The sequence below is a fragment of the Caballeronia glebae genome (assembly GCF_001545035.1).
In the GTDB taxonomy this organism is placed as follows: Bacteria; Pseudomonadota; Gammaproteobacteria; order Burkholderiales; family Burkholderiaceae; genus Caballeronia; species Caballeronia glebae.
On sequence record NZ_FCOJ02000124.1, the window covers coordinates 1 to 6328 of the forward strand.

Annotated in this window: 5 protein-coding genes and 1 pseudogene; 3 read left to right on the plus strand and 3 right to left on the minus strand. The window is 64.7% G+C overall.

Translation table 11 applies throughout. From position 1 onward, the window contains the following. Positions 1-362: 362 nt before the first annotated feature. The gene (locus tag AWB82_RS35985) at positions 363-1658 is read right to left on the minus strand and encodes an SGNH/GDSL hydrolase family protein (RefSeq protein ID WP_086974014.1); all 1296 of its coding nucleotides are present in this window, start codon (positions 1656-1658) and stop codon (positions 363-365) included. Next, positions 1655-1786, minus strand: coding sequence for a hypothetical protein (locus AWB82_RS38945; protein WP_268811061.1), 132 nt, complete (start codon positions 1784-1786; stop codon positions 1655-1657). The genes AWB82_RS35985 and AWB82_RS38945 overlap by 4 nt, the downstream gene beginning before the upstream one ends. Before the next feature lie 41 nt (positions 1787-1827). Here AWB82_RS38945 and AWB82_RS35990 point away from each other — a divergent pair, with 41 nt between their 5' ends. Then, positions 1828-2979 carry a methyltransferase gene (locus AWB82_RS35990; protein WP_086974015.1) on the plus strand — a complete coding sequence of 384 codons (1152 nt, stop codon included), beginning with the start codon at positions 1828-1830 and terminating at the stop codon, positions 2977-2979. A 6-nt stretch (positions 2980-2985) separates the two neighbouring features. On the opposite strand, the gene AWB82_RS35995 is transcribed toward AWB82_RS35990, so the two are convergent. Further along, positions 2986-4251, minus strand: coding sequence for a TIGR03862 family flavoprotein (locus AWB82_RS35995; protein WP_086974016.1), 1266 nt, complete (start codon positions 4249-4251; stop codon positions 2986-2988). 205 nt (positions 4252-4456) lie between these two features. Between AWB82_RS35995 and AWB82_RS36000 the strand changes: the two genes are divergently transcribed. Beyond that, positions 4457-5929, plus strand: a complete 1473-nt coding sequence (locus tag AWB82_RS36000) for an MFS transporter (RefSeq protein ID WP_086974017.1) — start codon at positions 4457-4459, stop codon at positions 5927-5929. Positions 5930-6175: 246 nt separating this feature from the next. Then, a pseudogene (locus tag AWB82_RS36870) lies at positions 6176-6328 on the plus strand (1,2-phenylacetyl-CoA epoxidase subunit PaaA); the annotation flags it as partial.

Genomic DNA, 6328 nt, shown 5'->3' on the forward strand with positions numbered 1-6328 from the left:
AAACCTTCCTCTGATACTTCGTGTGAGACTCTTGATACTTTTGCTATTGCTTCAGCCCCGAAAGACTGAAACCGCACTTGTCATCAAGCGCCCACACTTATCGGCTGTTAGTTTTTAAAGAGCACATCGCAAGAGCTACATCAACTTCCGTCTTGCGTCGCTGCATCAGCAGCAGAGAAACGAGATTATGAAGAATCTTTTTCTCCTTGTCAACACTATTTTCTCGCTTTCGCTTCGAAATTTGTCGACTTCGGAGGCCACCTGTTTCGCTTGGCAGCCCTCGTCTTGCAACGAAGGGGCTGAATAATAGGTCAAGCAGACGCGAATGACAAGGTGATGAAGCAAACTTTTTTCGCGCTACTTCAGTGCGCCGCTTTCGCCGCCCCCGCGACAAACTCCATCGGTACTGCCGCCGCCATCGCCGCATAGCCCGCGTCGCTGGGATGGATGTGATCGCCGCTGTCGTAGCGGCGCTGGAGCGCACTTGGGCTAGCGGGATCGCGCAGCGCCTGATCGAAATCGATCACACCGTCGAACGCCCGGCTTGAGCGAATCGATTCGTTGACCGCCGTGCGGATCGCTTCCCGTTCGGGCGGCAGCGAAGCGGGCGTGAGCGTCGCGCCGTAGATCTTGACGCCGCGCTGATGCGCCTGCGCGATCAGTCGTTGATAACCGCGCACAAGCGCATCGGCGTTGACTTCGGTGTGCGGCGCGTCGCAATCGAGCCCGGCGTGCGCGGGCATCGCCATGAAATTGACGTCGTTGATGCCGATCAGCACGATCACCGCGCGCACGCCCGGCTGACGCAGCGCGTCGCGCTCGAAGCGGCTCACGACGGCCTCGCCGTAGCAGGGCGAGTTGCTCAGCAGACGATTCCCGCTGATGCCCGCATTCACGACGGCCGTCTGCCCGTCGCTTTTGCGCGCCATCTCCCGCCCGAGCGCATCCGGCCAGCGGCGGTTGGCGTTGATCGATGAGCGCATGCCGTCGGTGATCGAATCGCCGATCGCCACGATCGCCTGCGCCGACGGGCTTTCCACCGCGACATTGGTCAGCCACGCATATTGCGTGAAGCGCGTGCGGAACGCGCTTGCCGATGCATCCGCGGTGCGATCGCCCGGCGTCGAGATGTAGTTCACCTGGCTCGACACGCGATGCCACGCGACGAGTTTCTGATCCTTCCCCATGTACGTGCTGACGGCGACGGGCTGGAAAGCGGCGACATCGAAATCGACCGCATCGCTCGTGGCTTGCGCGCCCGGCGCGACCGTCACGCTCTTGTGTCCGCCAAAGGACACGGCCCGCGCGCTTCCAGCGCGGATCGCGGCGCCGCTGCCGCCGTCCGCCCGCGCGACGCTCATCGACTCGACGACGAGCGGTTCAGTGCCATACAGGTTGCTGATTCGCAGACGCATCCGCTTGCCGTCCAGTTGCGGATAGATCAACTGACGGACCGTGCGCCCCGCGACATCCGGCGCGCGATACAGCGGCGGCAGGTTGGCCAGTTGCGGAATCGCCTGGAGCGCCGTGCCCCACGCGCTGACCCAGCGCTCGGTGGCGGGCGCTTCGGCGGCGTCGGCGGCGAACGCCTGCGGCGCGAAATTGAACTGCGCGGCAAGCGCGGCCGCGCAGATCGCGGCGAGAACTCGGAGTTTCATTCGGCGAAGGCGTTCGGAAAAGGCTCGATTGTGCCTGAAGTGTCACGAAGCTCGCGCCGCGTATCGCCCTCGACGCGCACAAGCAGCAGCGACGCACTCGAAATGGCCTCACAATGCAGCCAGTTCATTTTTCGCCGACGCGACGCCCGCAATAGACATCAATATAGATATGCAATCGAAAATTTCAGCACCGCAACACCTCACCTGGGATGAAGACGGCGAGAGCCGCTCAGCCCTTTGGCGATCGGAGAGCGGCAATCCGCCCGCGAAACGCGTAGTCATCGGACACGATCAGATGACCGCGGATCACGCGTACCGGCTCGCCTGCGAAGGCACGGCGATTCTCTGGCGCGGCGATTTTCAGAACGCGCGCCAGTTGCTTCAAGCGATGGCGCGCCGCATCGACAACAAGCCGCGCAAGATCAAAAGGCACGCCACAGAGCCATCGCCGATCGAGGCGTTCAATCTCCATCGACTCGCGCAATCGCAAAGGGCGCGGACGCTCGCGATGCTCGTGCTGCCGCTCGACGAGCAATACGCCATCCCGTTGCGCCGCGCGCCGATCGTGCGCGAGGCGTGCGAGGAGGCGTACGGACCGCCGTCGGACGAGGCATCAGTCGTGTCATTGCGCGAGGTGCTCGGTCTGGTCGGCGCGCACGAGTGGCGCAAGAAGGGCGTCGAGATCGGCGCGGTCGGCGGGAGGATTCATCCCTATTACGGCGTGTTCTCGCCGGTTCGAGGCGAATATGTCGATCTAATTGCGAATCAGCCGCTTCCGTCGAAAGAACTCGCGTTCGATATCGGCACCGGCACGGGCGTGCTCGCGGCCGTGCTCGCGCGGCGCGGCGTCGAGCGCATCGTCGCAACGGAGATCGATGCCCGTGCTCTCGCCTGCGCGCGGGAGAACATCGGCGGTCTCGGGCTCGATCGTCAGGTGAAGATCGTCGAAGCCGATATGTTTCCGGAGGGCCGCGCGCCGCTCGTCGTCTGCAATCCGCCCTGGCTTCCGGCGCGTCCGAGCGCGACGATCGAGCACGCGATCTACGACCCGGAGAGCCGCATGCTGCGCGGTTTTCTCGACGGCCTCGCCGCGCATCTGACGCCGGGCGGCGAAGGCTGGCTCATTCTGTCGGACTTCGCGGAGCATCTCGGTCTGCGCACGCGCGCGCAACTGCAGGAATGGGTCGACAAGGCCGGATTGAAGGTCGACGGGCGCATCGACATCAAGCCGCATCATCCGCGCGCGAGCGACAAGTCCGATCCGCTCTATGCCGCGCGCTCGGCGGAAGTCACGTCGCTCTGGCGACTCGTCGCCGCGTAAGCCGGATCAGGCGCGCCCGGCCAGCCACGCGAGCGCGCCCTCGCCCGCCGCGAGCCCGCTCGCGAAACACGCCGTCAGCAGATAGCCGCCGGTCGGCGCTTCCCAGTCGAGCATTTCGCCCGCGCAGAACACGCCGGGAAGCGCGTTGAGCATCGAGCGCGCATCGAGCGCTTCGAACTCGACGCCGCCCGCGCTGCTGATGGCTTCCTCGATCGGACGCGGGCGCAGCACGCGCAGCGGCAGCGCCTTGATCCGCACGGCGAGCGTATCGAGATCAGCGAACTCGTCCTTGCTCACGCACTCGCGCAACAAGCCCGCTTTCACGCCCGTGAGATGCAAGCGGCTCTGCAGATGACTCGAAATCGAGCGCGCTCCGCGTGGATGCAGCACTTCATCGCGCACGCGCTCGGCGGAGAGTTGCGGCGTCAGGTCCAGAAAGACCGTCGCGCCAGCGCCGTCCGCGCTTTCGCCGATGCGATCGCGGATCGGCGCCGATAACGCGTAAATCAGACTACCCTCGATGCCCTGATCGGTGATGAGACACTCGCCGATGCGCCAAGCGAGCGCGCCATCCCCGCGCTGCACGCCGATCGCCACCGACTTGAGCGGCTCGCCCGCGAAACGGCTGCTGAAATGCTCGCTCCAGCCGACGTCGAATCCGCAATTGGAAGGCACGAAAGGACGCGTGGCCACGCCGCGCGCGGCGAGAATCGGCAGCGCGCCGCCGTCGGAGCCGAGCTGCGGCCAGCTCGCGCCGCCGAGCGCAAGCACGAGCGCGTCGTGCCGAACGTGTTTTTCGCCCGATGGCGTCGCGAAACGCGATATCGACGTACCTTCATCGGCCCAGCCGAGCCAGCGATGCCGCATGTGGAACGTCACGCCCGACGCCCGCAGCCGATGCAGCCATGCGCGCAGCATCGGCGCGGCTTTCATGTCGGTGGGAAACACGCGCCCCGAGCTGCCGACGAAAGTCTCGACGCCCAGACCATGCACCCAGTCACGCAGCGCGCCGGCATCGAAGCGCGCGAGCAGCGGCGCGATGTCCGGGCTTCGCGCCCCGTATCGCGCGAGGAACGCATCGGCGGGCTCGGAATGCGTGAGATTCATGCCGCCTTTGCCGGCCATCAGGAATTTGCGTCCGACCGACGGCATCGCGTCGAACACATCGACACGCGCCCCGCCCGCCGCGAGCGCCTCCGCAGCCATGAGCCCGGCCGGTCCGCCGCCGACGATCGCGACGCTCACCGATTCGATGTTTTCAACTGACGGCATGCCTGAATAGAAGGAACAAAACGAAGCGACATTGTCGCATCACACGTCGCCGCGACGGTTTGCGCCAGTTCGCAGCGCCGCTGAAAAGCATCGAAGCCGCGCCGTAAGTCATTAAATAACAAAAAAGAATTTGGCCGGCCGCGCTCGGGCCAGTACGATCCGGCGATTCGTTGCATCGACAACTTTTTACCAAACTAGCCTGATCATGTCCGTTTCCATTGCGCCCGAACGCGCTGCCGCCCCGCCCGCCAACACAGATTCACGGCCGGTCATCAAAAGTGCCGCCGATGTCTCCAGCCTCGTCAACCACGGCGCCGCGATCGGCAGCGATGCGCGGATCGTCGTCGCCATCGCGCTCGGCGGAATTTTCCTCGATGCCTACGACCTCGGCGCGCTCGCCTTCGGGATGAAGGACATCGCCCGCGAATTCTCGCTGACGCCGACCGGCTCCGGTTTCGTCGCGGCCGCGATCACGTTCGGGGCGATCATCGGCGCGTTTCTCGGCGGGTATCTCACCGACAAGGTCGGCCGCTATCGCGTCTTCATGGCCGACATGTTCTTCTTCGTCGTCGCGGCGATCGCCTGCGCCTTCGCGCCCAACGCCTGGGTGCTCGGCGGTGCGCGCTTCGTGATGGGCCTGGGCGTCGGCATCGATCTGCCTGTCGCGATGGCCTTTCTCGCGGAATTCTCGCGATTGCAGGGCCGCGGCAACAAGGCGTCCCGCGTCGCGATGTGGTGCCCGGTCTGGTACGCGGCGATCAGCGTTTCGTATCTGCTGGTGCTCGGTTTGTACGCGGTCTTGCCCGAGCACAACGCGGGCTGGCTCTGGCGTCTGATCCTCGGCTTCGGCGCGGTGCCGGCGATTGCGATCATCGCGATTCGCAGCCGATATATGAGCGAATCGCCCGTGTGGGCCGCAAATCAGGGCGATCTGAAAGGCGCGGCCGCGATCCTGAAGCGCTCGTATGGCGTCGATGCCCGCGTCGACGAAACCGCCTCCGTTCCGCCCAAGGCGCGTCGCGCGACGTGGAGCAACTACGGCGCGCTGCTGCGCGGCGTGTACCTGCGCCGGACGGTGCTGGCGACCGTCATCGCGATCGCTTCGTCGTTCGCCTATAACGCCGTCGCGTTCGGATTGCCGGTCATCATTTCGAGTTTCCTCGCGCAATCGATGCTCACCACGATTCTCGCGTCGCTCGCGCTCAATCTGTGCTTCGCGTTCGCGGGCGGGCTGTTCTCGGTGCGCACGGTGCCGAAATACGGCGCGTGGAAGTTGTCGGTCGTCGGCTACGCGTTCCAGTTGGTGGCGCTCGTCGGGCTCGCGATCGTGGGGAAACCGTCGACGGGCGTCGAAGTCGTCGTCGCGATTGCATTTCTCGCGGCGTTTCTGCTCGGACAAGGCGTCGGGCCGGGCTCGCACAGCATGACGTTCGCATCGCTGAGCTATCCGACTTCGTTGCGCGGCGTCGGCGTCGGCTTCAATCAGACGTTGATGCGCGCCAGCTCGACGGTTTCGCTGTTCCTGTTCCCGGTCTTGTCGGCGGCGCTCGGCACGAAGGTGTTCTGGATCATCGCCGTCGCGCCGCTCGCCGGGCTCGTTGGGCTGTTCGCGGTGCGCTGGGAACCGTCGGGCTATGACGTCGACGCGGAAGATTTCGCCGCGCAACCGCAGCGCTAGAAGTCCACTTTCCCCTCAGATATTCCCCGGAAGAGCGGCGGCGATGATTCGCCGCCGCTCTTCTTTCTTCTGCCGTCCGGCACGCATCCCTCGTCTGCATTAGATTGAATAACGCGCACTTTCGCGCGCGATCGACTCCGTCCCTCGCATGCGGAGTTACCCGAGTACATCTCAAAAATCCATTTACCGACCGTCCGGTCGGTTTATAATCGCCGGACAGCGACCATCCAGTGAGCGAGTGCCGCCATGTACACCCAATCCCTCGATATCCCAAGCCCGGCCCACTCCGGCGACTCTGCGACAAACCCCACCGCTTGCGCCGACCAGACCCGCTTCGACGCGATCATGCAGGCCGACGGCAAGATCGAGCCGCAGGACTTCATGCCCGAGGCGTATCGC

What these genes read in the sequence shown, in the direction of transcription:
- AWB82_RS35985 (WP_086974014.1), bottom strand. Translation starts at nt 1,658, where the DNA reads ATGAAACTCCGAGTTCTCGCCGCGATCTGCGCGGCCGCGCTTGCCGCG.
- AWB82_RS38945 (WP_268811061.1), bottom strand. Translation starts at nt 1,786, where the DNA reads ATGAACTGGCTGCATTGTGAGGCCATTTCGAGTGCGTCGCTGCTGCTT.
- AWB82_RS35990 (WP_086974015.1), top strand. Translation starts at nt 1,828, where the DNA reads ATGCAATCGAAAATTTCAGCACCGCAACACCTCACCTGGGATGAAGAC.
- AWB82_RS35995 (WP_086974016.1), bottom strand. Translation starts at nt 4,251, where the DNA reads ATGCCGTCAGTTGAAAACATCGAATCGGTGAGCGTCGCGATCGTCGGC.
- AWB82_RS36000 (WP_086974017.1), top strand. Translation starts at nt 4,457, where the DNA reads ATGTCCGTTTCCATTGCGCCCGAACGCGCTGCCGCCCCGCCCGCCAAC.